This is a genomic window from Thiolapillus sp., assembly GCF_048562965.1.
GTDB lineage: Bacteria > Pseudomonadota > Gammaproteobacteria > Chromatiales > Chromatiaceae > Thiolapillus > Thiolapillus brandeum_A.
The window spans coordinates 1-844 of sequence record NZ_JBHNMF010001138.1 but is presented as its reverse complement, the minus strand read 5'-3'; the positions used below and the strand labels follow the sequence as shown (position 1 = coordinate 844).

Sequence of the window (844 nt, the reverse complement as noted above, 5' to 3'; positions counted from 1 at the left end):
AGGATATGCACGTTCTGTTCATGGAAGACAGGCGTGACTTTTATGTGCAAAACATCATAGCCAAAATGGTCTATTGATGTATTTCCGAGCGATGTCGAGAAACATCCAAAACTGTTTAGTCTCTATTTGTGTAGATGTTGCTAAGTTTCTTAGGCTCCATGGCCAGTGTCAAACAGCATCCAAAATTGACCAGGTATCAGTGTTCAATTTTGACCAGGCTATGAGGCCTGATTGCGGTGTTTGAACCGGTAGGATTCATTGCCAGTTTCGATGATGTCGCAGTGATGGGTGATGCGGTCGAGCATGGCAGTCGTCCGCTGCCAGCCATGGAGAGCGAAGCGAAGGCTGGTAGACCCCAGTAGCCGCGAGGCCGCACTGCTTACCCGTCGTGCGCATAGCGCCAGAGGGGAAGAAAAGTAGGCATCCAAACGCGGCGTACAGTCATTGGGAGCCAAGTACGGAGCAGCAACGAGCTTGCGAAGTTGTTGCGTAGTGCTGGGTGACCAGGACGGCTGGGGCACCAATAGGTTGTCAAAGGCCGAATCGATTTTGGGGACTGGGATGTCCCAAAATCTATCACGAGGTCGAAGACACACTTGATCTTGGCATCGGTAAAGACCTGCACCCAGAGATGGACCCCATGGGTTGGACAGGAACTGGACGAAGGCTTTTGTCGGTGAACTCATCCCGGTTTTGCCATTTCCGGATACTCTGTGATGTAACATTGTAGTAACTACTCACCCCTATCAGCATAGAGCTGTCCCGAAAAGGCCATTTGAATGGCGACCAGCGGATTGTATCCCTGATTTGCCATGGTCTGCAGGTAACTGGAGATGCGGCAATA

At 50.8% G+C, this 844-nt stretch carries 1 protein-coding gene and 1 pseudogene; both read right to left on the bottom strand.

The genetic code is table 11. The features are described from left to right. Nucleotides 1–218: 218 nt before the first annotated feature. Nucleotides 219–314 (bottom strand): annotated as a pseudogene (locus ACOCD2_RS22840) (ATP-binding protein); the annotation flags it as partial. Between the two features lie 65 nt (nt 315–379). Next, nucleotides 380–580, bottom strand: a complete 201-nt coding sequence (locus tag ACOCD2_RS22835; RefSeq protein WP_419584591.1) for a hypothetical protein — start codon at nt 578–580, stop codon at nt 380–382. Nucleotides 581–844 lie beyond the last annotated feature (264 nt).